Genomic DNA, 23,746 nt, shown 5'->3' on the forward strand with positions numbered 1-23,746 from the left:
TCATCCTTTCTGTGATTGCAGCATTTTTTCAGTCTCTTCCAGACGTACAGAAACGAGTCTTGAAACTCCCGATTCCTGCATCGTGACACCGTAAAGTACATCAGCCTCTTCCATCGTGCCTTTTCGGTGAGTGATCACGATAAACTGGGTTTTTTCACTAAACCGTTTCAAGTAACGCGCAAAACGATTGACATTCGCTTCATCCAGTGCAGCTTCCACTTCATCAAGCACACAGAATGGCACTGGTCTGACCTGTAAAATGGCAAACAATAAAGCAATGGCAGTCAGAGCCCGTTCTCCGCCGGACAATAAACCGAGGTGCTGAAGCTTTTTTCCCGGAGGCTGGGCTTTAATTTCTACCCCGGTATCCAGTAAATCATCAGGGTCTGTCAAGACGAGATCTGCCCTACCTCCGCCAAACAGTTCCCGAAAAACCTTTGTAAACTCTTCTTTAATCTGGAAAAATGTATGTTCAAATCGGCGGACCATTTCTTCATCCATTTCTTTTATAACCGCAAATAATGTATTTTTCGCATCAATTAAATCGGTCTGCTGTTCTTTTAAAAATTCATGACGTTCATGAATCCGCTCATATTCTTCGATTGCTCCCAGGTTCACAGTCCCCAGTTCATCAATCGCTTTACGGATCAGTTTCACTGTTTGTTTCGTTTCTTCAATATTGCTCGCTTTTCCGTAATCGTTTTTTGCTTTTTCATAGCTTAACATATACTCGTCCCGCAAATAGTTTAACCGATTTTCAAGTTCTACGTCGAGGCGGTTTGCCTGTACTTCCTGTTTTTGGATTTCGCTGGAAAGGATCTGAAACTGGCGGTTTCGCTCCTTCAGCTCCCGTTCCATGTCGGTGATTTTGACTCCTCGTTTCTTTCGCTCTTCTTTTCGGAGGTGGATTAACCGTGCATGTTGTTCTTTCTGGTTTCTTTTTTCAATAACTTGCTTTTGAATACTCTCTGTAGACCCTTCATCATTTTTGATGGAATGGAGCTGTTGCTGTTCTTCCTGGACAATATTTAATTGTCGTTCTAATTCACTCAGCTGATTCTTCAGGCTGTCTACTTTTTCCTTCTGATGTCTCACATTTCCTTCCTGTTCAGCGGCGAGGACCTTGAGGCTCTGTAATGACTCTTGCAATTTTTCCCGGTTTGATTGTTGTGATGACTGCTGGCTTGTGAGCTGTTCAATTTTGTCCGAAAGTTTTTTCGCCTGTTCATCTAACTGTTTCAGACGGAGTTCGTTTTTTGTTCTGGATTGCTCCAGCCCTTCTTTTTCCCTGTTGTACTGGGATTTTTCCTGATCATACAGGGAAAGGTGATCATTGAGATTGGAAGATTTTATTTCAATTTCCCTGATGGAGCTCTGAATCTGGTGACTTTCCTGATATAGCTGATCCAGTTGCTTTTGCTTTTGTTCAATGTATTGCTCCTTACTCTTGATTTGAAGTTTTTCCTCCTGTATGTGCTGTTCAAAACCCGTAATCTTTTCTTCATAATCCACAAGTTTCTGATTAAGTTGCTCCAATTCTTTTTCCCTTGAAAAAATGGAGTGATTGGTCTGTTTTTTCGCTCCGCCGGTCATCGAACCGCCTGGATTCACCACATCGCCGTCAAGGGTCACAATCCGATATCGCCTATTCATCATAGAGGCCAGCTGGTTTGCTTCTTTCAATCCCGTCGCCAGTACCGTATTTCCTAATAAGGAACGGATGGCCTTGTCAAATGCGGAGTCATACCCAATCACATCACTGGCAATACCTAAAAATCCAGGATGCTCTTTAACCTTTTGCAAAAGCTGGGCCGGAATCGTTTTGGGCTGAATGGTTGTTAATGGCAAAAACGTAGCCCTTCCCCGATTATTTTGTTTTAGCCACTGTATGGCTTTTCTGGCAGAAGGTTCATCTTCCGTAATGATATGCTGTGCCTGGCTGCCTAATGCGGTTTCAATTGAGAGGAGATATTGATCAGGGATGTCGAGAACTTCAGCTACTGCTCCATAAATACCCTGAAGCAGCTTTTTATCTCTCGCTTTTAGGACTTCTTTTACACCCTGAAAAAATCCAGCAAATTCTTCTTTCATTTCTTCGAGGGTTTCTTTTCTCGAACGCAGTTTTTGCACGTATTGATATCCCTTGTACAATTTCTGTTCTTCCTGTTCCAGCTTTTCCTTACGTTCGTTGAGATCCTGTTTTTCTTCTTGAAGCTCAGCCTCATTATTTTCGATTTGCCGGTTCATTGTCGCTTTTTGTTCTTCCAGTTTCTCTTTTCCCTGTTCAACCGTTTCCCGTTGTTTTAATAACTCTTTGAACCGTTCGGTCAGGCGATTTTCTTTTTGTTGAATCTGATTCAGCTGTTTTTCAATGCTCTGATTTTCGTTCCGTTTGGCAGCCTGCTCATTGAGCAGTTCAATGTATTCACCTTTTAATTCTTCGATTTCCTCTTCAATATTATGAACCGATCCTTCCAGTTCTTTGGTTAACTTAGTGATTTCTCCCCTGGTACTGTCAAGGGTTTTCTTATATTCGAGCAAGGTGTCCGTGTCCTTTTTCATCTGTGTCCTGGTATCTGAAATCTTCTCCTCAAGCCGTTTTTCTTCAGCTAAAAGTTTATCTTTGTTTTCCGCAAAATGCTTGAGGCGTTCAGAAATTAGCTGTTTTTGGCCTTCCAGCTGTTCAAGCTCCTGAGTCAGGGTGAGCATCATCTGCTGCAGTTCATCAATGGATTCATCAAGGGTTCTAAGATCCATTTTTTCCTGTTCGATTTTGGCTTCATCCTGCTGGATTTCGGTTTGTTTATGTATGGCGAGCTCTTTCTTTTTCTCCACTTCCTGTGTCAGGTGTTCCCACTGTTCATTGAGCTTTTCAATTTCGGCCACAAACAATGAAACTTCATGTTTTTCGAGCTCTTCTTTCTTCTCGATATAGTCTTTTGCGACCGCTGCCTGCTCTTTCAGAGGCTCCAGCTGGCCTTCAATTTCATAAATAATATCCTCTACCCGGTTTAAATTTTCCTGGGTTTCTGCCAGTTTGTATTCCGCCTTTTTTTTACGCTGTTTATATTTTAAAACCCCGGCTGCTTCTTCAAATATGGTACGGCGTTCTTCAGCCTTTGAGCTCAGAATTTCTTCGACTTTCCCCTGGCTGATAATCGAAAAAGCCTCTTTTCCCAGCCCGGAGTCTAAAAATAAATCTACAATATCTTTCAAACGGCAAGGCTGTTTATTGATGTAGAATTCACTTTCCCCTGAACGATATACCCTTCTGGTCACACTGACTTCTTGATAATCCAGGGGCAAAGCCTGATCCTCATTGTCAAGAGTCAGGGTTACCTCTGCAAAATTTAGAGGTTTTCTGGAGTCACTTCCGGCAAAAATGATATCTTCCATCTTCGCTCCCCGCAGTGATTTGGCTGACTGTTCACCCAGCACCCAGCGGATGGCATCTGTAATATTACTTTTTCCGGATCCATTTGGACCAACAACGGCTGTCACACCTGGCACAAATTCTACCGAAATTCGTTCTGCAAATGATTTGAATCCTACTGTGTCTAAACGTTTGAGGAACATGTTTTTTTCCTCCTATAATCCGGTTTTAAAATAGAAAAGGTTTTCTTTTGAACTTATATATTTTATCATAAAGAATACAAGTAAAGAAGAAACCCGTGAACACAAAGGAGCTGGTTATATGGATTTACAAGAAGCAACGGAAAAAAATCTCGCCTTTATGATTGAAAAGATGGCCGATAAACTTCAGATTATTAACCGTTCATTATTAAAGCCTGAGGATTTTGACATTCAGGCTTATCAAGACATAAAAAACATATATGAAATGATTCACAGCAAGCCAACAATCAGTGTCTCAGAAATTCATGCCATCATTGATGAACTGAGCAAATTTCGAAAATAAGCTCAATCAGATCTAGAAGGACACCGACGAATCTCGTCAATCCTGCATTTGTCTCACAGCAAAGTATTCCCACTACGGAATAAGGAACCCTTGCTACACGTAGCAAGGGTTCTGGTTGTTTAATCCGTTTGGTCCTTGTTCAGTTTGTCCAGTGCCATTTTTGCCGCCATTTGCTCTGCTTCCTTTTTCGTTTTGCCGTTTCCAGCCCCATATAATTTATCCTGAATATAAACATGGGCCACAAATTCCCGGTCATGAGCAGGTCCTTTTTCTTCAACGATTTTATAAGTGACCTGCCCGTTTTTGTCCTGCTGGACCACTTCCTGAAGTAGACTTTTGTAATCCATCGCATGCGAAAAAGCACCTTGTTTGATGTTGGGGAAAATAAATTTTTCCAAAAACGATAGGGTTGCATCAAATCCCTGGTCCAAATACAGGGCACCGATAAAGGCTTCAAACACATCTGCTAACAGAGAAGGCCGGTTGCGACCCCCTGTCATTTCTTCCCCTTTGCCGAGGAGAACCAGATCACCGAAATCAAGACTGGTGGCGAAATTGACCAGTGAGGTCTCGCAGACAATTGAAGCCCGCAGTTTGGTCAAGTCTCCTTCGTTCATATCGGGATAAATACGAAACAAGTACTGGGAAATGGCCAATTCTAATACGGCATCCCCCAAAAATTCCAGACGTTCATTATCCTCAAAATGTTGGTTTCGATGCTCATTCACATAAGATGAATGGGTAAAAGCCTGCTTCAGAAGCTGTGGATTCTGAAAAGTTATACCAATTTGTTTTTGGAGTGTTTCAAAACTCACACGACATGCCACCTGTTCTTTAGATTTGAATAGGGAGAAAGTCCCGCCGGCAGGCGAGACTTTCCGTATTTATCCTTATAGACGGCTGTTTATGTATTCGACAGCATCGCCTACAGTTTCAATTTTTTCCGCTTCTTCATCGGAAATTTCCATGTCGAACTCATCTTCAAGTTCCATTACTAATTCAACCACATCAAGGGAATCTGCTTCAAGATCATCCTTGAAGGAAGCTTCCATCGTCACTTTGGATTCATCCACATCCAAACGATCAACAATGATGTTTTTTACACGATCGAAAACGTCTGCCATCTGTGGTTCACCTCCCTTCAGTCATTATAGAAAATTTTATAAGAAAAAACTAGTTCAAGAAGAAAAAATTTATCATTACATGACCATGCCGCCATCTACATGAAGCGTCTGGCCAGTCATGTAACCAGCATCATCAGAAGCGAGGAAACGGACAACACTTGAGACATCTTCGGGTTTACCTAAACGGTTCAATGGAATTTGAGCAAGCATTTCTTCTTTTGCTTCTTCAGGCAATTGATCTGTCATATCTGTTGTAATAAAACCAGGTGCTACAGCATTTACGAGGATATTTCTCGAGGCAAGCTCTCTGGCAGTTGTTTTCGTTAAACCGATTACACCGGCTTTTGCAGCTACGTAATTGGCCTGACCAGGATTGCCGGCAACCCCAACAATGCTGGCAATATTAATAATTCTTCCTGATTTTTGCCTCATCATCTGACGGGTAACGGCTTTTGTACAGAGAAAAACCCCTTTTAGATTGGTATCAATGACCTGGTCAAATTCTTCCTCTTTCATGCGCATGAGCAAATTATCCCTGGTAATCCCCGCGTTATTCACAAGTATGTCCAGACTTCCGAATTGTTTAACAACTTCTTTCACCATTCCTGTTACTTCATCGCTTGAAGCAACATTAGCCTGAATTTTAAAGGCTTCTCCTCCAGACTGTCTGATTTGATCAACCACTTCCTGTGCCTTCTTTTCACTTCCCGCATAATTGACAGCTACTTTTGCACCGGCCTTTGCGAGTTCAAGTGCAATTGCACGGCCTATACCTCTGGAAGCACCAGTTACAAGCGCAGCTTTTCCTTTTAGCATCTTTTCAATCACCCCTTATACCATTCTAAAAATTCCTGTAAGGATTCTGGATCCTGAACAGCGAATGTTTTCTTTCTCCGATTCATCTTTCTGATCAAGCCTGACAGCACTTTTCCGTTTCCAACCTCCACAAATGCATCAACCTCATCCATCATATGTTCAATGGATTCGGAAAAGCGGACAGGCGAATAGATTTGTTTGACAAGTAAATCGTAAATCTCATCCGGTGTTTCAACCGGCTGTGCAGTTACGTTCGCATAAACCGGAATTTCCGCCCTGTTGATAACCGCTTCACGTAAGTGTACGGCGAATTTTTCACTGGCTGGCTCCATCAATCTTGAATGGAACGGTCCGCTGACATTTAACGGGATTACCCTCTTGGCTCCGGATTCCTTCAACCTTCTGGATGCTTCTTCTACACCTGCTTTTGTTCCGGAAATCACGATCTGGCCTGGACAGTTGAAATTGGCCACATCTACGGTTTCACCCTTCTCAGATACTTCGGCGGCTACCTTTTCAATTGTTCCATCATCTAAACCGAGTACAGCAGCCATAGCTCCCTTTCCTGAAGGATAAGCTTCTTCCATCAACTGACCTCTCGTTTGAACCAGACGGAGAGCAACAGCTGGCTCAAGGGCTCCCGCACAAACAAGGGCACTGTACTCCCCCAGGCTATGACCTGCAGCCATTGTGGGCTTAACCCCTTCATGTTGTAAAACCCTGGTAATGGCTGCACTGGTTAACAGCAATGCAGGCTGAGCGTGTTCTGTTTTCGTCAGTTGATCCTGCGGTCCCTCAAACATGAACGTTTTGATCGGAACACGAAGTATATCTTCTGCCTCGTCAACGAATTTTCTGACATCCTGATTATTGTCATAAAAAGCTTTCCCCATGCCGACATCCTGGGAACCCTGTCCGGGATAGACAAACGCAACCCTTTTCATATTATTCCTCCTCTGTCTGCAGCGTTTTGACTGTTTCTTCGATAACCGATACGACCTGCTGATCCACAATCCGGCAGGCCTGCTGAATAGCATTGAAGATCGCCCGATCATTGGAAGAACCGTGTGCCTTAATAACCGGTGCAGCCAGTCCGAACAGTCCGGCTCCACCATATTCGGCATAATCCAGCTGTTTTTTTAAGTCTTTTAAATCCGTTTTAATCAAACCGGCAGCCAATTTTGTCTTCCAGTTTTTCATAAATGTATCTTTTAACATGGAAAACATCGATAGGGCTGTACCTTCAATTGTCTTTAAGGCAATATTTCCTGAAAACCCGTCACAGATGACTACATCTGCTTTTCCTTCTAATAAATCCCGGGCTTCTACATTGCCGATGAAATGAATAGGAGCATTTTGCAGCAGTTCAAATGCTTTTTTGGACAGTTCATTTCCTTTTTTTTCCTCCGTACCCACATTCAGCAAACCTACTTTGGGTCCAGTCACCCCCCGGACTTTTTCCGAATAAATCGACCCCATTATCCCATACTGAAGAAGGTGCTGAGGTTTGGCATCTACATTGGCTCCTACATCCAGAAGCAAAAAGCCTTTTCCATCAACTGTGGGGATTGTTGGGCTTAATGCTGGGCGATCAATGCCTTTTATTCGCCCCACAATAAATAATCCAGCACTCATCAGTGCACCGGTGTTACCGGCTGAAATACAGGCATCTGCCCGTTTTTCTTTTACTTCCTGGGCCATTAGTACGAGTGAGGCATTTTTTTTTCGTCTGACTGCCCTCACCGGCTCATCTTCATTTGTTATGACCTCATCTGTATGTATGATATGAATGCGTTCATGATGGGTGAGATGGGGGGCAATCTGTTTTTCATCCCCAATCAGGGTGATTTCCAGATTGTCCATTTCCTGAACGGCCTGGATGGCACCTTTTACAACCGATTCTGGTGCACGATCTCCTCCCATTGCATCGATTGCAATTCTCATCATTTGTGCATCTCCTTTTGGTCATTTGAACGATACATTTCAAATCTTCCGGTAAATACCCGTTCATGTTCTACAAAGCTGTTGACTTCGACAATGGTTCGTCCTTTATCATCATTCCCTTTTACGGTTGCTTTAGCCACAACTCGTTCTCCTTCTTTCACCTGGCGTTTAAAGCGAATTTCCGATTTGGCTGTCAGCGCCAATTCATCATCGATGACAGCTACTGCCAGAGAATTAGCCTGGGCAAACAGATGGTGTCCCCTGGCGATTTTATTTCTGGAAAAGACATGTTCCCTCCCGATATCGAGAATGGAAATAGCCCGCTGATCCAGTTCCAGATCTATAATTTCACCGATTACTTCATCAATGGGCAATGCTCTTACAGTCTCTTGCCAGTTGTTTTTAGCCATTGATTTGATGCGTTCACGTAATTCAGGTATGGAAAGCTCCATACGGTCCAGGCGAATCGTCTGGATGCTGACACCAAACTTCCTGGCCAGTTCTTCATCTGTTATAAATGGTGTTTCTTCGATGGTTTCCTGAAGTTTTTGTTGACGTTCCTGTTTGGTCCGTTTCATATTCTACACCGTCCAAATCTTATGACTAGGTACTAATAGTAATATATAATACCGGAAATGTATTTTCAATGATTAATCATAAATTTGTTCGCTTAACTTTTCTTCTATAAGTTTGAGTAATGATTGATAATCCGGGTCATGAAACAGGACCCCTGTACGGATCATGTGCCGGGCATCCTTTCGCGCCACTTCCAGGGCTTTATAATCCTGAATCAGATCAGCCACCTTAAATTCAGGCAACCCGCTTTGTTTTTTTCCAAAGAAATCTCCAGGACCCCTGAGCTTCAAATCATGCTCTGAAAGTTCAAATCCATTGTTCGTTTCGGTCATGATTCGCATCCGTTCTTTTCCTGTTTCCCCTTTTGGATCAGCAAGTAAAATACAATAGCTCTGGGCATCCCCACGGCCAACCCGCCCTCTAAGCTGATGAAGCTGGGCAAGTCCAAATCTTTCCGCATCATAAATCAGCATGACCGTAGCATTCGGTACATTGACACCAACTTCTACAACGGTTGTAGAAACAAGGATTTGAATCTCATTACCAGCAAACGCTTTCATGACCTTTTCCTTCTCTTCGGCACTTAAACGTCCGTGCATCAAACCGATTTTCACATCTTCGGGAAAATATTCCTGCAACTGATGATACAGGTCTACAGCGTTTTGGATATCCAATTTTTCAGATTCTTCGATGAGGGGACTAATCACATATGCCTGATGCCCTTTTTGTATTTCTTCCCAGATAAACTTAAGCACCCGATCAAGCATATGATCCTTTACCCAGTATGTTTTTACCGGTTTGCGTCCTTCGGGCATCTCATCGATCACTGAGACGTCCATGTCCGCAAATGCAGTAATCGCAAGGGTTCTCGGTATTGGAGTTGCAGTCATAAACAATACATCAGGATTCAATCCTTTTTCCCTTAAAGCCCGGCGCTGTTCCACGCCAAAACGGTGCTGTTCATCGACAATGACAAGACCGAGATCCGAAAACTGAACCGGATCTTGAATTAATGCATGGGTACCCACAACAATATCAGCCTCGTGATTCTTAATCATATCTAAAACTTTTTTCCGCTCCTTCGTTCTGGCAGATCCGGTTAACATAACAACCTTAGCATATTCATCAAACCATTCATTCAGGGATTCATAATGTTGCTCAGCCAAAATTTCCGTCGGAACCATCAGGGCACCCTGTTTGCCAGCAGAAATGGCTGCATACAGAGCAATGGCTGCCACGGCCGTTTTGCCTGATCCAACATCTCCCTGAAGAAGCCGATTCATCCGGTGGGAAGAGCGCAAATCATCCAGGATTTCTTCCACCGAACGTTTCTGGGCATCCGTTAATGAAAAGGGAAGTCCGCCGATAAAAGACTTCACTTTTGACGTATTGATTTTTTTGTCATTGCCTTCTCCTGCTTCCCGTTTCTTTTTCCGGATCAACTGCATTTGCAGCTGAAACAGTAAAAGCTCTTCATAAATGAATCGTCTGCGGGCATGTTTAAGCTCCAGACGGTTTTCGGGGAAATGAATATGCCTGATGGCATCTTTCCGATCTGGGAGCTTATATGTTTCCAGAACATGTTCGGGTAAAATTTCTTCTATATTTTTCCCATATGCAGTAAGGGCATTATGGATAATGGTTTTAACCGTACGCTGGGTCAAATCCCCTTTCAGAGAATAGACCCCCTGAATGGAACTCTGCCTCACTGCCCTGCCCTTCTGGTAATGACTGACCGTCAATTGCAGACGGTGAGTGTCCCACTTCCCTGTTACTGTCAGGATATCATTGAGCCTCAGCTGATTTTTTAAAAAGTGCCGGTTAAAAAAAACGGCCTTTACTACGACTTCTTCCACCCTTAACATGACCACCAGTCGTGATTTTTTTCGGCCATAAAAGGTCAGGGAAGGCTCCGAAGCAACCTTCCCTTCAATGGTAGCGGTTTCATTATGCTGTATATCTTTAAGGGGTTTTATTTCACGGAAATCATATCGGGACGGAAAATAAAACAATAGGTCCTCCACAGTAAAAATGTTGAGTTCATTTAATGCTTTCTCCAGTTTGCTGCCGATCCCTTTTACCTGAGAAACTGGCAAAGTCTTTAGCAATGGCACTCACTCTTTCTTTAAATCAATCCCAAAAATTTTGGCTTCCAGCTCACGGCCAGTTGTGGTAGCTGCCAGACCGCCTTGAGCTGTTTCTTTTAGTGCTGTTGGCATCGACTGACCGATTCTGTACATAGCCCCAATTACTTCATCACACGGAATGCGGCTTTTGACACCGGCAAGTGCCAGATCAGCAGCAACTATGGCATTGGCTGCCCCCATTGCATTCCGTTTGACACAGGGTACTTCGACCAGACCAGCTACAGGGTCACACACTAAACCGAGCATGTTTTTCAGTGTGATGGCCATTGCTTCTGCAGACTGGGAGGGTGTTCCCCCGGCCATTTCTACAATGGCAGCTGCCGCCATACCAGCAGCCGAACCTACTTCAGCCTGACATCCTCCAGCTGCTCCAGAAATAAAAGCATTATTGGCCACGACCTGCCCGAAGGCTCCTGCAGTAAACAAATAGCGGATCATTTGTTCCCGGGTAGGATTCAGCCGGTTTTTCACTGCAAACAACGTCCCAGGAACGACTCCTGCACTTCCCGCTGTTGGAGTGGCACAAATGGTGCCCATCGCTGCATTAACTTCATTTGTTGCCACCGCCTTACTCACCGCATCCAGTAACAAGTGTCCTGAAAGAGGTTCTTTATCCTGCATATAGTTCTGAATTAACACAGCATCGCCACCGGTTAATCCGGATCTGGAACGAACACCTTTCAATCCTTCTTCAACGGATTTTTCCATTACTTGCAGGTTGCGATCCATCTGATCCATGATTTCTTCCCGAGTTTTTTCCGCAACCTCTATTTCCTGACGAATCATTACTTCGGAAATCGATATATTCTGAGTTTCAGCCAATTCTACTAATTCACTTACGTTTCGGAACAAAACAATCCTCCTCCTCCGGTCACGCTATACAGAAATTTTAACGACCTGAACTATATTTTCTGTTTGCTCCAGTTGATGTAAGAGTTCATCAGGGATATTCTGATCGGTTTCAATCACCATCAAAGCTTCTTTCCCCTGTTCTTTCCGGGAAACTTCCATATGCCCGATATTGATTTCATGTCTGGCCAATATGTTGGTTACAGCAGCTATTGCACCATGTTTGTCATTGTGCATCACCAGGATTGCCGGATGATGCCCGGTTAGTTTCAGATCAAAACCATTTAACTCGGTTATTTCCGCTTTTCCGCCGCCAATGGAGATCCCGACAAGTTCAATCTCTCCATCTTTATCCCCCATACGGATTCTGGCTGTATTGGGATGGTCGGTAAGGGCATCCTCTTCTATAAATCGAATGTTAATGTTATTCTTCTTAGCGATTTCAAGGGATTGACTGATACGCTCATCAAAGGTATCAAAATCCAATATGCCGCCAACAATAGCTACGTCGGTACCATGTCCTTTATATGTTTTGGCAAAAGAACCATACAAATAAATATCAGCCCACTCGGGTTCCCGGCCAAATAATTTTCTGGTCATCCGTCCGATCCGCGCAGCCCCAGCTGTATGGGAACTGGACGGCCCGATCATGATTGGACCAATAATATCAAATACGGATCGATATTTCATAAGCTCACCATCCTTTTCCCAACCATATCACTCTGGATTTAAACACATATTTAAACCTATTCCATTATAACAAAAATACCAGCCATTCATATATCCATAAAGGGAATCATTTTCATTTATAAATTTGATCTCTGGTCAAAGACAAATATGCTTAGACATGCTTATGTTTACAAAAAAATTGCACCCCCAGATATAGAAGCCGTCCTGTATACGGGGGTGCAGCAGCATATGTTTAAACCATATTTTTTTCCTGACAGGCCTATCATTCAACAGAAAAGATAAAAGAATAGATTGGCTGATTGCCCTGATGAACTTCAATTTCCAGATCTTCAAACTCATCCTCAAGAAACTGGACCAACTCGTCCACCTGTTCTTCTGTTGTATCGTCTCCTTTTAGGATGGTGACGATTTCATCCTCTTCATCATCAATCATCTCAGCCAGCAATTGTCTGGCTGCTTCGGTCAGATCCTGGTGGGTAGCTTTAATCTGGCCGTCGGCAATTCCCATAAAATTGCCTTTTTTAATCGTCATGCCTTCAAATTGGGTATCACGGACCGCATATGTAACCTGGCCGGTCTTTACTCTGCCGGCAGCCGCTTCCATGGCTGACCGGTTTTCTTCAATCGTTTGATCGGGGTGGAATGCAAGCAGTGCACTCAATCCCTGAGGTATGGTTTTTGTTGATACGACAACAACTTCTGCTTCTGCGAGCCCTGCGGCCTGTTCAGCAGCCATGACAATGTTTTTATTATTGGGCAACACAATGACTTTTTTGGCGTTGGCTTGCTGAATTGCTTCAGAAATATCCTGTGTGCTCGGGTTCATCGTCTGACCGCCTTCAATGACGACGGTAGCTCCCAGACTTTTAAATAACGTTTTAATTCCATCACCCATGGCAACGGTTACAATTCCGTACTCTGTTTTTTCCTTTTTCTTAACCGTACGCTCTTTCTTGGGACTGCCAACAATTTCCGTATGCTGTTTTCGCATATTTTCAATTTTCATATTGATCAGGCTGCCGTAGCGCTGAGCATAGGTTAGTACTTCTCCAGGATATTCCGCATGGATGTGAACTTTTACAAGTTCATCATCAGCCACAACAAGAAGAGAGTCGCCGAACTGACTTAAGTCTTCCCGAAATGTTTGCTCATTGAATGGATGTTCAGCAACCTTATCCTCTTCAAATTGAACCATAAACTCGGTACAATATCCAAACTCTATATCTTCTGTATCCATAAAATCCTGATGCATTTTATGGTGTTCAGCATTGATCATATCCCCGATGGTTACCTGTGCTGCAGCCTCTTCAGGAAGCTCTTCCCCTTTTAGGGCAGATAAAAAGCCTTCATAAATAATGACCAGGCCCTGCCCTCCGCTGTCGACTACTCCAACTTCCTTTAATACCGGAAGAAGATCAGGGGTCCGCTCCAAAGATGCCTTTGCCTCAGCAAGCACTTTTTCCATTAATTCAATAAAATCAGAAGCTGTTTGAGCTGCATCACTTGCAGCGCCCGCAGCATCTTTGGCTACGGTTAAAATCGTACCTTCCACGGGCTTCATGACAGCCTTGTAGGCTGTATCTACTCCAGCTTCAAGAGCATGGGCGAAATCTTCAAGGGACAGGGAATCAAGATCTTTAACATATTTCCCGAATCCCCGAAACAACTGGGAAAGGATGACCCCTGAGTTTCCACGTGCTCCCATCAGCAGTCCTTTGGAAAGAGATTGAGAAACTCGTCCTACATGGTCGTGCTCCCCCTTTTTTACTTCATTTGCTCCTGAAGTCATGGTTAGGTTCATATTCGTTCCAGTATCTCCGTCGGGTACTGGAAAAACATTCAGGGCATCAATCATTTTTGCATGATTTTTTAAATGATGAGCCCCAGAGAGAATCATTTGTGCGAATGTCGTACCCTCTAATGTCTGAATCGTCACACCTATTTCCTCCTTCATTCAACCGACAAAAAAAATCCATTATGCTTCCCCGGTTACCCGAACTCCCTGAATAAAAATATTGACAGATTCTATAGATAAACCGAGGGTTTTATTTAATGTATATTTAACCTGATTTTGTACATTATGTGCCACTTCAGAAATTTTCGTTCCGTAACTGACAATGACGTACATATCAATGTGCAGCTGGTCATCTTCCTGACGGACGAGAACACCTTTTGAAAAGTTTTCCCGGCGCAAAATTTCAGCTATTCCATCCCGGATCTGCTTCTGGGATGCCATTCCTACGATACCATAGCATTCAACCGCTGCACCTCCGGCAATGGTTGCAATGACATCATTTGAAATCGTCACATGACCATACTCATTTTGCAAATCAATGGACATACTCATCCTCCTTAACTGGATAAACTACAGTTATTTTACTATATTCCCAGACATTTTAAAAGAAAACCTGCCGGAGTATAGCCCCCTTATACAATGTACGATATTTTTTTATCTGTCAAGATGATTTTCTTGATAAACGTAATTGCAATATTTTTTTAGATATGATAAGTTAAATAAGTATTTAAAGCTATCATGGATGTAAGTAGGAGGGATATTCAATGGCTCGCAAATGTGTAGTAACTGGCCGTAAAACACGTACAGGAAATAAACGTTCACATGCCATGAATGCCAATAAACGTAAATGGAAAGCGAATGTACAAAAGGTTCGCATTATGGTAGATGGTAAACCGAAACGTGTATATGTTTCTGCCCGTGCTTTAAAATCCGGAAAAGTAGAACGTGTTTAATCTGTAAAAATGCTCCCTGCTCGTCCCGAAAACAGGGAGCTGATAACATGCACAAAAGGCTGACCAACCTGGTCAGCCTTTTTTACCATGTCAAAATCCGTTCATACTGGCACAGAAGAAGATTGGACGACTTGAGCATGGTGAACAAAGCAGATCAGGTCAGTTACCCCCTGCCATCTTATTAACTGGTGTGCCAGTCAATCGTTTGTGTAAGTCCGGTGTGGAAACAAAATAAATAAATGTATAAAAGGATAAAAACGTTCCTAACAACATTCCCATGTATCACATAAACTAAGAGATTGGGCATACGATCTGGTTTTAAAAACTGAAGCTCATCATCCGTCCGCCATGGAACATAATCGTGCAGAGCCTTCTCCACACGATTAGCAGATTAATCTTTTTTAAAGGTTGCAATAATCACTTTCACAATGCCTCCAATAAATTTTGGGAGTTTAATGGTATAAAATTTCATCTGTTCCCCCTCCTCTAATCCGACAAAAATCACTGCAACACCACCTCTTGAACAGGATGGTGAAGGACATACCTCAAATTAAACATCACGGCTCTTTATAAGTAATAATATGCCGTCAGTGAATGAAAAAGTACCAATTTTTTTGATCAACTGATTAGAAATACATAAAGATGAGCCAAAAGGTACGGTTTTATTTGTTAAGGGGTAGTAAAAACCATCTAATGTAAGACCCCTGACATTCAAACTAAGGGGAACAAATGAAATATAAGGATAATTGAAGTCATGATGAATCGTATATTTACCCGGGGTTTTTAATTCCAGCCAGTTTCCTTTATTAATCACCGCACCTTCAGCACCTGATGAATGCAGCTGGTACAATAGTTGAATATTGATGATTTCATGATCAAGCCTTCCACCTGTGACCCCAAATAAATAAACAGAATCTGTTCCTAAAGATAAAGCTCGATCAATGGCTAGTTCTAAGTCTGTCTTATCTTTTTCTCGTGGTACTTTATCGATGTTTTCCACATGGTCTGATATCTTTTTCATATCTTTTTCACTGATGGAGTCAAAATCTCCCACAGCATAATCAGGAATGATTCCTTGATTGATTAAAGTCAGGTTTCCCCTGTCAGCCCCAATCCAGATCATCTTTTCTCCATGATATGGATGAAGGTCAGGGACTTCAGAAACAGGTCCACCCCCTACAATTCCTATTCGTGGCATATACATCACCTGTCTTTCCTCGAATAAGGATAACTGTTCATGATTGATCATAAACGAACCCCTGCCCGTCGAATCGTGCAAGGGTAATATCATCAGATTTAATTGAAAAGATCCCGGATGGCTTTTTTGCGGTCAGGCTGATTAAAGATTGCACTTCCCGCCACCAGAACATCTGCTCCTGCCTCTACACAAAGTGAGGCAGTCTCTTGATTTACGCCGCCGTCAACTTCAATTTCGAATGATAATTGCTGTTGTTCTCTCCATTCTGCTACCTGTTTAATTTTTGGCAATACAGATTGAATAAATGTTTGGCCACCAAATCCAGGATTAACCGTCATAAGCAAAACCATATCAACATCCTGTAACACCGGCCGAATCATATCAGCAGGTGTCGCGGGATTGATCACAACCCCGGCTTTAACCCCCTGACTTTTTATATTCTGGATCGTTCGGTGCAGATGAGGGCAGGCTTCCTGATGAACGGTCATAAAATCAGCTCCTGCTTTTGCGAAAGCTTCGATATAAAGATCAGGGTTGTCGATCATGAGGTGAACATCCAGCGGCAAATCGGTCACCGGACGAATCGCATCAACAATCAAAGGCCCAATAGTAATATTAGGAACAAAATGCCCGTCCATGACGTCAACATGAATATAATCCGCTCCCGCCTGTTCCACATCTTTAATTTCTTTTTCCAGATTGGCAAAATCAGCAGATAATATAGAAGGTGCAATTTTAGTCATCGCTCATACCTCGGCTTTCTGTTTTGGATTTCTTGTAGAAATTGAAGATAATGCTGGTACCGGAAAGAAGCGATTTCCTCCTTCTCAACAGCTTCCTTCACGGCACATTTCGGTTCCTGATGATGACGACATCCTCTGAATTTACATTGTGAATGTTTGTCCCTCATTTCCGGGAAAAAGTGCTGAAGTTCATCTGCGTCTATGTTTTCAAACTCCAGAGAACTAAATCCAGGGGTGTCCGCTATTAGCCCCCCGTGCATTTCCAACAGTTCCACATGTCTCGTTGTGTGTTTCCCGCGGCCGAGACTCTTTGAAATCCCTTTGGTTTCTAAGTTTAATCCAGGTTTCAGCTCGTTAAGTAAAGTTGATTTGCCTACACCGGATTGTCCGGCCATGACCGTTGTTTTGCCTTTCATATATGGAATAATATCATCAATACCCTCTTTCCCCTTTGCAGATACAAGGAGAACCGGGTAACCAATTTGATGATAAGTTCTCCGGAAACGTTCGATTTCATGTTTTTCATTTTCATCAATCAGATCCATTTTTGTAATGATGAGGACAGGCTCAATCTGTTCAGCTTCCACAAGCACCAAAAACCGGTCCAGAAGCTGGGCATTGAATACTGGATCAACTGCAGAAGTAACGATAAAAGCCTGCTGTACATTAGCAATTGGTGGCCGAATGAGTTCATTGTCCCTTTTCTCAATTTTTGTCAAATAACCGGAACCGTCATCCTGAAGTTCTATGTCTACCCGATCTCCAACCAGCGGAGTGATATTTTTTTTTCGGAATAGTCCCCTTCCCCGGCATTCAATTACCCGGTCAGCTACCTGGACATAGTAAAACCCGCTAAGCGCTTTTATGATTTTCCCTTTCGTCATTGAATGTTATTCACCTTCTTCATATGGGACTTGACGATCGATAATAACTTCATCATTCAGTACGACTTTATATCTACCAGATGAATCAGGTGGAATCGTCAACTCAATGGTATATTCTTTGTCCTGACGTATGGTGTCACTTCTGTATAATTCTGTAAAATCATGATTTATATCTTCCACATAAATGTTCACTTCATGATCCTTTGGTTCTTCTCCTTCTTCGTCAATATCCACCGTAAATGTAACCTCTCTGGTGACCGGAGGTTTCGGCTCAGGACCATCGGATATATAAATCGTAATGTCCGTTTGTTTTTCTACTTCTGTATATGGTTCTGGATCCTGTCTGATCACATGTCCTTCTGGAATTTCATCGGAATATTCTCTTTCGATATTTAACGACAAATCATTTTCCATGATATAAGCCCTGGCTTCTTCTTCCGTACTGCCTTTCAGGGATCTCAAAACAACCTTTGGTGGCCCAGTACTCACGACAAAAATCACTGTTGTTTCTTCGGGTATGACTTCATCCCCGGGCATCGGCTGGTAGTGATCAATGATTTGACCTTCTGGTTCATCTGATGCTCGATCGATCGCAACGACATCTTTATAGTTTAATTCCTCCTCAAGCAGCTGTTTCACCTGATCAAACGGCTTTCCTTCGTAGTTGTCAAAAGCTTTTTTTTCTTTGCCGAGGCTTGTGAAAACAGATACGGTGGACCCTTCCCTTACAACCGAGCCTGCGTCCGGATCAGTTTTGATCACATACCCTTCCGCTACCGTATCGGAATATTGTGTTTCCCGTTCAACATTTAAATTTAAATCACTTAATTTTTCGTAAGCTTCTTCATATGGCAAACCGGCGACATCTGCGACTTCCACTTCTTCAGGAATAAGCATCTTTGGTATGAGGAACAAAGCAGCAATACCTGCTACAATTAAAAAAGCGATGATCGAACCGATGATTACGGGCCATTTTTTACGCCTTTTTTGATTGTTATTTCTCGGCTCTGTACGGTTTTTATCTACTACGATTGTATCGTCATCCTTCAACCCCTTGAATGTATCATTCGTGATTACAGGGATGGCTTTGGTTTCTTCTCCATCGATTTCCGGAACCTCAAACCGCTTTTCATAAAGCCTTTCTGGCAGTAATGCGGTGTTCAGATCCTCTTCCATTTCTTGAATATCCTCATAACGATGAAAAGGGTCTTTGGCTGTTGCTTTCAGCACTACGTTTTCTAAACTCTGCGGTACATCGGGATTCCAGCGTTTGACTGACGGCGTATTACTCTGAAGATGCTTTAAGGCAATGGACACCGCTGATTCACCAGAAAACGGTAGCCTGCCCGAAAGCATTTCAAAAAGGACAATCCCAAGGGAATAAATGTCCGATTTTTTTGTCGCCATACCCCCCCTGGCCTGCTCAGGCGAGAGATAATGAACAGAACCTAATACAGAATTCGTCTGGGTCAGCGTCGTACCGGTAAGGGCCATAGCGATTCCAAAGTCTGTCACCTTTATGGTTCCATGATCATTCACGAGAATATTCTGGGGTTTTATATCACGATGAACGATTCCATTTTCATGGGCATGTCGAATGGCAGCGATGATTTGCTGCATGAAATCAACAGCCTGTTCAACAGGTAATGGTGCATGTTTTTGAATATATTGTTTCAACGTCATCCCCTTCACATATTCCATGACGAGGTAATAGATATCGCCTTCTTCTCCTACATCATAAATATTGACGATATTCGGATGGGACAAGCTGATCGTTGATTGCGCTTCTCGACGGAAACGCTCGATAAATTCATCGTCATTGGCATATTCCATCCGTAAAACTTTGATGGCAACATCCCGTTGAAGAATTGTGTCCCTGGCCAGATACACATTAGCCATTCCCCCACCGCCGATGGTGTCAATGATGCGATATCGGTCATTCAACAAATGGCCCCTCAACATTATGATTCACCTTCCTTCGTGGATTCATCATAATGTATAAGGGCCAGCGTTATATTGTCCTCGCCGCCCCGTTCATTTGCAAGGGTGATCAGTTGTTTAGCGGCTTCTTCAATGGATTCTGATTCGATCATATATTGATGAAGTTCGTCATCGCTCACTTTGTTAGACAGTCCATCGGAACACAATATTAAGTAATTGTCTTCTTCCCATTCGATGCTTTTAATATCGACATCAACCCGTTCGGAAGTTCCAAGTGCTTTCAATAATACATTCTTACGGGGATGGTGTTCTGCGTCCTCCGGGCTGATCTGTCCAGACCGGACCAATTCGTTCACCAGTGAATGGTCTTCTGTCACCTGAGTAAAGCCATAACTATTCGACACATAACAGCGGCTGTCACCAACATGGGCAACAGATGCAAAGTCATCTCCAATGATCGCAGCTACAATAGTTGTGCCCATTCCTTTACATTCTTCATGTTCAATCGCGTGTTGAAAAATTTTTTGATTGGCTTCCTGAATTCCTTCCTCCAGCCATTTTTCGGCATCATCCGGGGAAGGAATGAACCCGGTTTCGTCCCATTTCTGATGCAGAAAAGATGTTGCAATGCTGCTGGCAACATCGCCGGCACGATGTCCGCCCATCCCGTCAGCCACCATAACCAGCATTTGCCCATGATCATTGGTGTAAATTCCACCTGCATCTTCATTATGACTGCGGACCAGACCGGTATCCGTCAAAAAATGTCCAATCATTTTTTTCACCTCGTTTCGTCCTTCCGCTCTCTGGCCCTTAATTGTCCACAGGCCGCATCAATATCATGCCCCTGCTCCCGCCTAATCGTTACGTTGATCCCTTCTTCTTTTAACGCTCTTTCGAAGGCAAAAATTTGATGTTTCGGTGTTCTCGTATAGTTTCGCTCTGGAACATAATTGACTGGAATTAAATTGACATGGCATTTTAAATGTCTGATGCGGTCAGCCAGTTCTTTTGCATGCTCAATGGAGTCATTTTCTCCCCCAAATAATCCGTATTCAAATGTGACCCTTCGTCCTGTTTTTTTATTATAATATTCCACAGCTTCCAGCAATTTGTCCATAGAAAAAGCTTTATTGATAGGCATCAGTTTTGTGCGCAGCTCATCGTTCGGTGCATGCAGCGATACAGCGAAATTAATTTGCATCTCTTCATCGGCAAATCGATAGATCTTTGGTATGATCCCGCTCGTAGAAACGGTGATATGCCTGGCTCCAATATTCAGGCCTTTATCATGGTTAATAATTTTCAAAAATGCCAGCATCTCTTCATAATTATCGAAAGGTTCGCCGATTCCCATGATGACGACTGATGAAACCCGTTCATCCGTTTCATCTAAGGCTTTCTGAACCTTCAATACTTGGCTGACGATTTCCCCTGCTTCCAGCTGCCGTTTGAGTCCGCCGAGGGTTGAAGCACAAAACGTACAGCCGATCCGGCACCCAACCTGGGTAGTAACACATACGGAATAACCGTAGTGATGTTTCATTAAAACCGTTTCTATGGAGTAGCCGTCCACGAGTTCAAACAAAAATTTGACGGTACCATCCTGGGAAGTCTGCTGGACAATCGTTTGCAGTGTAGTTATGGAAAACGACTGCTTTAATTTTTCCCTGAAATGCTTCGGGAGGTTGGTCATATCATCAAAGGAATCCACCCGCTTCTGATATAGCCATTCATAAATCTGTGATGTGCGGAAACCAGGTTCTCCCTGCTCTTTCACCCACTCCTTCAGTTCTTCAACAGTTAAGGAATAGATGGAATCTCTGAGATTTGGCCGCGACATTTTCTTCGATTCTGTTTTCTGGGGCATCTGCTACACTCCTTTTTTCCGTAATCGTGTTAAAAAGAATCCATCTGTATCTAAATCATGAGGAAACAATTGCAGCCCCCACTTAGACAGACCGGGGAGTCTCTGGCAAACTTCCGGCAAATCCCTGCTGAAATCAGGGTCCACTTCAAAATCAGGGTAATGATTAAGAAACCATTCCACCATCTGTTCATTTTCTTCCCGGTCTACCGTACATGTACTATATACGAGCTTTCCCCCTTTTTTTAGCAGGGGACTGATGGATTGAAGCAGCTCTTTCTGTACTGTCTTCAGTTGACGAATATCCTCTGATGTTTTTTGATATTTGATTTCCGGTTTACTTCTCAGGACCCCGAGTCCGGAACAGGGAGCATCCAGCAATATTCGGTCAAAGGTTTCAGGAGAATGAAATGGTTCCAGATTCCGGCTGTCAGCGCCTTTTGCTTCCACAATGGTTAAATCAAGAGCTCTGGCTTTTTCTTCTACAAGTTTTGCTTTTTTGGGATGTAAATCATAGGCATATAGTTTCCCCTGATTCTGCATTTTTTCGGCGATATGAGTCGTTTTTCCCCCGGGCGCACTGCAGGCATCCAGCACAGTCATACCCGGTTTTGCGTCCACCATTTCTCCCACAAGCATAGAACTCTCATCCTGTACGGTCAGCGTATGTTCAAACAGAGGGTGGTGAATTACATTTCCCTTTTGGATCACAATACCCTGAGATGAAATCCTGGAAGCTGTGCCTATGATTCCGTCCTTTTTAAGGATATGAATGATTTCATCACGGTCAGCTTTTAAAGGCTGTATCCGGACGGAAACTTTTTTGTGTTCCAGATTTTTTTGACACATTTTTCTGGTGATTTCCATGCCATACCATCTGACAAACCGTCTAACGAGCCATTCCGGGTGACTGGTTTCGATCGATAATCGTTTGATGGGATCTTGAATGTCATCCAGAGAAGGTAATCCTTTTCTCTGTATGTTTCGGAGGACCCCGTTTACAAAGGATGCAATTCCTTTATGTCCCTTTTTCTTAGCGATTTCAACGGATTCATAAATAACAGCATGATCTGGAACCCGGTCTAAAAATACCATCTGGTAAACTGCCATGGATAAAAGCCAGTTTACCCATGGTGATGTTTTCCTTTTCACAAATGAATCCAGATAATAATCGATTGTCATCTTTCGCTGCATTGTCCCATAGACCAGCTCCGTTAACAGCCCTGCATCCTTTGATGAGAATGAACCGTTTTCAATCGTCTGATGAAGGAGAATATGGCTGAATCCACCACCTTCACTTATTCGGACGAGAAGTTCTAACGCTGTCCGTCTGACCTGTTGTTCACCCATTGGCATCCCCCAGAATGTCTCCGACTTTTAAACTGCTTCCTGCTCCCCGCAGGAATGACTCCGCCTTCATCCGCTTTTTTCCGGCAAGCTGCAAGTCAGTAATTTTAATACCTTTCTGATTTCCGCACACAACAACAAATCCGTCATCAAGAATTTCGCCTACATGGCCAGGATGTTCGGAATAGATTTGATCAGTTTTTTCACCCCACCAGATTTTCATTGCTTTACCCTGCCAGGTTGTGTAAGCGACCGGCCAGGGATGAAGTCCCCGTATATGGTTGTAGATTTCTTCATGGGTTCGATTCCAGTCAATCCGTTCCTGTTCCCTTTTGATATTGTACGCATAGGTGGCCTGATCATGGTCCTGGGGAACGGGATGAATATTCCCTGAAAAAATATCCGGCAATGTTTCATGAAAGAGTTCAGCACCGGCTTTTGCCAGTTTATCATGCAGTGTGCCTACATGATCCTGTTCATCAATGGACACCTTTTTGCTCGCAATCATGTCTCCAGCATCCAGCTGTTCCACCATATACATAATCGTTACACCTGTTTCTTTTTTGCCTTCTAAAATAGCATAGTGAATAGGTGCACCGCCCCGGAGTTCCGGAAGTAAAGAAGCATGAACATTAATGCAGCCGTACTTTGGATATTCCAGGAGCGCTTTTGGCAGTATTTGCCCGAATGCAGCGGTAATCACAATGTCCGGTTTATACTTCAAAACCTCTTCATATTCGTGTTGAACTTTTTCAGGCTGGATGACGGGAATATCATGCTCCAGGGCAACTTCCTTTACTGGCGGAGGGGTCAACTCCCGCTTTCTGCCTCTGGGTCGGTCGGGCTGCGTAACTGCCGCTACGATGTTCCATTTATCTTCTATCAGCTGTTTCAGGATGTGAACAGCAAAATCCGGTGTACCCATAAAAACAATCCGCTGATCCATATTGTACCCC

The 23,746-nt window shown here is 43.2% G+C and carries 24 protein-coding genes; 3 read left to right on the forward strand and 21 right to left on the reverse strand.

The window, feature by feature from the left end; translation table 11 throughout:
• Nucleotides 1-3,576 (reverse strand): chromosome segregation protein SMC, encoded by a 3,576-nt coding sequence (smc, locus tag EDD68_RS00760; RefSeq protein ID WP_132370154.1) that lies wholly within the window; start codon nucleotides 3,574-3,576, stop codon nucleotides 1-3.
• Between the two features lie 118 nt (nucleotides 3,577-3,694).
• On the opposite strand from smc, the gene EDD68_RS00765 reads away from it, so the two are divergent.
• On the forward strand, nucleotides 3,695-3,916 hold the full coding sequence (locus EDD68_RS00765) for a DUF1128 domain-containing protein (RefSeq protein WP_132370156.1): 222 nt from the start codon (nucleotides 3,695-3,697) through the stop codon (nucleotides 3,914-3,916).
• A gap of 119 nt (nucleotides 3,917-4,035) precedes the next feature.
• On the opposite strand, the gene rnc is transcribed toward EDD68_RS00765, so the two are convergent.
• The 11 genes from rnc to EDD68_RS00820 all read right to left on the reverse strand — a co-directional run bounded on the left by rnc (nucleotide 4,036) and on the right by EDD68_RS00820 (nucleotide 14,403).
• On the reverse strand, nucleotides 4,036-4,743 hold the full coding sequence (rnc, locus tag EDD68_RS00770; protein ID WP_424399138.1) for a ribonuclease III: 708 nt from the start codon (nucleotides 4,741-4,743) through the stop codon (nucleotides 4,036-4,038).
• A gap of 63 nt (nucleotides 4,744-4,806) precedes the next feature.
• Nucleotides 4,807-5,040: an acyl carrier protein gene (acpP, locus tag EDD68_RS00775; RefSeq protein ID WP_132370160.1), complete on the reverse strand. Its 234-nt coding sequence runs from the start codon at nucleotides 5,038-5,040 to the stop codon at nucleotides 4,807-4,809.
• A gap of 75 nt (nucleotides 5,041-5,115) precedes the next feature.
• Nucleotides 5,116-5,856 carry a 3-oxoacyl-[acyl-carrier-protein] reductase gene (gene fabG, locus EDD68_RS00780; protein WP_132370162.1) on the reverse strand — a complete coding sequence of 247 codons (741 nt, stop codon included), beginning with the start codon at nucleotides 5,854-5,856 and terminating at the stop codon, nucleotides 5,116-5,118.
• An 8-nt stretch (nucleotides 5,857-5,864) separates the two neighbouring features.
• Nucleotides 5,865-6,800 carry an ACP S-malonyltransferase gene (gene fabD / locus EDD68_RS00785; protein ID WP_132370164.1) on the reverse strand — a complete coding sequence of 312 codons (936 nt, stop codon included), beginning with the start codon at nucleotides 6,798-6,800 and terminating at the stop codon, nucleotides 5,865-5,867.
• Between the two features lies 1 nt (nucleotide 6,801).
• Nucleotides 6,802-7,800, reverse strand: coding sequence for a phosphate acyltransferase PlsX (plsX, locus tag EDD68_RS00790; RefSeq protein ID WP_132370647.1), 999 nt, complete (start codon nucleotides 7,798-7,800; stop codon nucleotides 6,802-6,804).
• On the reverse strand, nucleotides 7,800-8,378 hold the full coding sequence (gene fapR, locus EDD68_RS00795; RefSeq protein ID WP_132370166.1) for a transcription factor FapR: 579 nt from the start codon (nucleotides 8,376-8,378) through the stop codon (nucleotides 7,800-7,802). Before fapR ends, plsX begins: the two co-directional genes overlap by 1 nt.
• Nucleotides 8,379-8,450: 72 nt before the next feature.
• A complete protein-coding gene (gene recG / locus EDD68_RS00800; protein ID WP_132370168.1) occupies nucleotides 8,451-10,484 on the reverse strand; it encodes an ATP-dependent DNA helicase RecG in 2,034 nt (677 codons plus the stop codon).
• A gap of 6 nt (nucleotides 10,485-10,490) precedes the next feature.
• On the reverse strand, nucleotides 10,491-11,375 hold the full coding sequence (gene sdaAA / locus EDD68_RS00805) for an L-serine ammonia-lyase, iron-sulfur-dependent, subunit alpha (protein ID WP_132370170.1): 885 nt from the start codon (nucleotides 11,373-11,375) through the stop codon (nucleotides 10,491-10,493).
• Nucleotides 11,376-11,399: 24 nt separating this feature from the next.
• A complete protein-coding gene (gene sdaAB / locus EDD68_RS00810) occupies nucleotides 11,400-12,062 on the reverse strand; it encodes an L-serine ammonia-lyase, iron-sulfur-dependent subunit beta (RefSeq protein ID WP_132370172.1) in 663 nt (220 codons plus the stop codon).
• A gap of 262 nt (nucleotides 12,063-12,324) precedes the next feature.
• Nucleotides 12,325-13,998 (reverse strand): DAK2 domain-containing protein, encoded by a 1,674-nt coding sequence (locus tag EDD68_RS00815; protein WP_132370174.1) that lies wholly within the window; start codon nucleotides 13,996-13,998, stop codon nucleotides 12,325-12,327.
• A 39-nt stretch (nucleotides 13,999-14,037) separates the two neighbouring features.
• A complete protein-coding gene (locus EDD68_RS00820; protein WP_132370176.1) occupies nucleotides 14,038-14,403 on the reverse strand; it encodes an Asp23/Gls24 family envelope stress response protein in 366 nt (121 codons plus the stop codon).
• Between the two features lie 218 nt (nucleotides 14,404-14,621).
• On the opposite strand from EDD68_RS00820, the gene rpmB reads away from it, so the two are divergent.
• A complete protein-coding gene (rpmB, locus tag EDD68_RS00825; protein WP_132370178.1) occupies nucleotides 14,622-14,810 on the forward strand; it encodes a 50S ribosomal protein L28 in 189 nt (62 codons plus the stop codon).
• Between the two features lie 47 nt (nucleotides 14,811-14,857).
• Complete coding sequence (locus EDD68_RS15395; RefSeq protein WP_207902522.1) at nucleotides 14,858-14,995, forward strand: hypothetical protein; 138 nt, start codon at nucleotides 14,858-14,860, stop codon at nucleotides 14,993-14,995.
• Between the two features lie 206 nt (nucleotides 14,996-15,201).
• On the opposite strand, the gene spoVM is transcribed toward EDD68_RS15395, so the two are convergent.
• Genes spoVM through fmt form a run of 9 tightly spaced genes read right to left on the reverse strand, consistent with a single transcriptional unit; the run spans nucleotide 15,202 to nucleotide 23,736 of the window.
• On the reverse strand, nucleotides 15,202-15,315 hold the full coding sequence (gene spoVM, locus EDD68_RS00830; RefSeq protein ID WP_243646715.1) for a stage V sporulation protein SpoVM: 114 nt from the start codon (nucleotides 15,313-15,315) through the stop codon (nucleotides 15,202-15,204).
• Nucleotides 15,316-15,360: 45 nt separating this feature from the next.
• Nucleotides 15,361-16,059 (reverse strand): thiamine diphosphokinase, encoded by a 699-nt coding sequence (locus EDD68_RS00835; RefSeq protein ID WP_243646716.1) that lies wholly within the window; start codon nucleotides 16,057-16,059, stop codon nucleotides 15,361-15,363.
• Between the two features lie 47 nt (nucleotides 16,060-16,106).
• Nucleotides 16,107-16,751, reverse strand: a complete 645-nt coding sequence (rpe, locus tag EDD68_RS00840) for a ribulose-phosphate 3-epimerase (protein WP_132370180.1) — start codon at nucleotides 16,749-16,751, stop codon at nucleotides 16,107-16,109.
• The gene (gene rsgA, locus EDD68_RS00845; RefSeq protein WP_132370182.1) at nucleotides 16,748-17,635 is read right to left on the reverse strand and encodes a ribosome small subunit-dependent GTPase A; all 888 of its coding nucleotides are present in this window, start codon (nucleotides 17,633-17,635) and stop codon (nucleotides 16,748-16,750) included. The genes rpe and rsgA overlap by 4 nt, the downstream gene beginning before the upstream one ends.
• A gap of 6 nt (nucleotides 17,636-17,641) precedes the next feature.
• The gene (gene pknB / locus EDD68_RS00850; protein WP_341540258.1) at nucleotides 17,642-19,579 is read right to left on the reverse strand and encodes a Stk1 family PASTA domain-containing Ser/Thr kinase; all 1,938 of its coding nucleotides are present in this window, start codon (nucleotides 19,577-19,579) and stop codon (nucleotides 17,642-17,644) included.
• A gap of 17 nt (nucleotides 19,580-19,596) precedes the next feature.
• Entirely contained in the window at nucleotides 19,597-20,352 is a 756-nt protein-coding gene (locus EDD68_RS00855) for a Stp1/IreP family PP2C-type Ser/Thr phosphatase (RefSeq protein ID WP_132370650.1), read from the reverse strand.
• A gap of 5 nt (nucleotides 20,353-20,357) precedes the next feature.
• Nucleotides 20,358-21,446 (reverse strand): dual-specificity RNA methyltransferase RlmN, encoded by a 1,089-nt coding sequence (gene rlmN / locus EDD68_RS00860; protein WP_132370186.1) that lies wholly within the window; start codon nucleotides 21,444-21,446, stop codon nucleotides 20,358-20,360.
• Nucleotides 21,447-21,449: 3 nt separating this feature from the next.
• Entirely contained in the window at nucleotides 21,450-22,793 is a 1,344-nt protein-coding gene (gene rsmB / locus EDD68_RS00865) for a 16S rRNA (cytosine(967)-C(5))-methyltransferase RsmB (protein ID WP_132370188.1), read from the reverse strand.
• Nucleotides 22,786-23,736 (reverse strand): methionyl-tRNA formyltransferase, encoded by a 951-nt coding sequence (fmt, locus tag EDD68_RS00870; RefSeq protein ID WP_132370190.1) that lies wholly within the window; start codon nucleotides 23,734-23,736, stop codon nucleotides 22,786-22,788. Before fmt ends, rsmB begins: the two co-directional genes overlap by 8 nt.
• Nucleotides 23,737-23,746: the final 10 nt, after the last annotated feature.

It is taken from the genome of Melghiribacillus thermohalophilus (assembly GCF_004342905.1).
GTDB lineage: Bacteria > Bacillota > Bacilli > Bacillales > Alkalibacillaceae > Melghiribacillus > Melghiribacillus thermohalophilus.

Coding starts and splice junctions, on each gene's coding strand:
- smc (WP_132370154.1), bottom strand. CDS start 3,576: ATGTTCCTCAAACGTTTAGACACAGTAGGATTCAAATCATTTGCAGAA.
- EDD68_RS00765 (WP_132370156.1), top strand. CDS start 3,695: ATGGATTTACAAGAAGCAACGGAAAAAAATCTCGCCTTTATGATTGAA.
- acpP (WP_132370160.1), bottom strand. CDS start 5,040: ATGGCAGACGTTTTCGATCGTGTAAAAAACATCATTGTTGATCGTTTG.
- fabG (WP_132370162.1), bottom strand. CDS start 5,856: ATGCTAAAAGGAAAAGCTGCGCTTGTAACTGGTGCTTCCAGAGGTATA.
- fabD (WP_132370164.1), bottom strand. CDS start 6,800: ATGAAAAGGGTTGCGTTTGTCTATCCCGGACAGGGTTCCCAGGATGTC.
- plsX (WP_132370647.1), bottom strand. CDS start 7,800: ATGAGAATTGCAATCGATGCAATGGGAGGAGATCGTGCACCAGAATCG.
- fapR (WP_132370166.1), bottom strand. CDS start 8,378: ATGAAACGGACCAAACAGGAACGTCAACAAAAACTTCAGGAAACCATC.
- sdaAB (WP_132370172.1), bottom strand. CDS start 12,062: ATGAAATATCGATCCGTATTTGATATTATTGGTCCAATCATGATCGGG.
- EDD68_RS00820 (WP_132370176.1), bottom strand. CDS start 14,403: ATGTCCATTGATTTGCAAAATGAGTATGGTCATGTGACGATTTCAAAT.
- rpmB (WP_132370178.1), top strand. CDS start 14,622: ATGGCTCGCAAATGTGTAGTAACTGGCCGTAAAACACGTACAGGAAAT.
- EDD68_RS15395 (WP_207902522.1), top strand. CDS start 14,858: ATGCACAAAAGGCTGACCAACCTGGTCAGCCTTTTTTACCATGTCAAA.
- EDD68_RS00835 (WP_243646716.1), bottom strand. CDS start 16,059: ATGATCAATCATGAACAGTTATCCTTATTCGAGGAAAGACAGGTGATG.
- rpe (WP_132370180.1), bottom strand. CDS start 16,751: ATGACTAAAATTGCACCTTCTATATTATCTGCTGATTTTGCCAATCTG.
- rsgA (WP_132370182.1), bottom strand. CDS start 17,635: ATGACGAAAGGGAAAATCATAAAAGCGCTTAGCGGGTTTTACTATGTC.
- EDD68_RS00855 (WP_132370650.1), bottom strand. CDS start 20,352: ATGATTGGACATTTTTTGACGGATACCGGTCTGGTCCGCAGTCATAAT.
- rlmN (WP_132370186.1), bottom strand. CDS start 21,446: ATGCCCCAGAAAACAGAATCGAAGAAAATGTCGCGGCCAAATCTCAGA.
- rsmB (WP_132370188.1), bottom strand. CDS start 22,793: ATGGGTGAACAACAGGTCAGACGGACAGCGTTAGAACTTCTCGTCCGA.
- fmt (WP_132370190.1), bottom strand. CDS start 23,736: ATGGATCAGCGGATTGTTTTTATGGGTACACCGGATTTTGCTGTTCAC.